We start from the raw sequence: 556 nt of genomic DNA, 5'->3' as shown, positions 1-556 counted from the left end.
TGACCAAGCCAAATGGTGCAACCGTCAGCTATGAGTACGACGCTGCACATCGGCTGGTGGCGGAAACAGATGCACAGGGCAACCGGCGCGAGCTTGAGCTCAATGACCTCGGGAACCCAGTAGAAGAGCGACTGCTCGATGCGCTGGGCCAGACCCGTTGGATAGAGCGCCGGATCTTCAACGAAATCGGCTGGCTCTCCAGTGTCTCCGACGCCTATAGCAATCAGTCATCGTTTTCCTACGATGTGGTGGCAAACCTGATACAGGAGACCAGTCCCTCTGGTAACACACACTCCTACAAGTACGACGGCTTCCATCACCGGACACAAACGACCGATCCCCTCGGGAAGGTCACGCAGGTGCTCTACAAGGATACCGGCGATGTTTACCGTGTCTCCGACCCTCGTTCGCGCCTGACCTACTACAGCTACAACGGCTTTGGCGAAGTGACCCAGGTCCGGAGCCCGGACACCGGCACCACCGACATTACCTATGACGAAGCCGGTAACGTGGCAACGCGCAAAACGGCCAAGGGGCAAACCACAAGCTACAGCTA

General features: G+C 57.7%; 1 pseudogene. It reads left to right on the top strand.

Going from position 1 to position 556, the window contains the following annotated elements:
• Nucleotides 1-556: pseudogene (locus R7Z77_RS27625) on the top strand (hypothetical protein); the annotation flags it as partial.

It is taken from the genome of Vibrio sp. 1401 (assembly GCF_033340295.1).
This window is presented reverse-complemented; position numbering and strand designations above follow the sequence as displayed.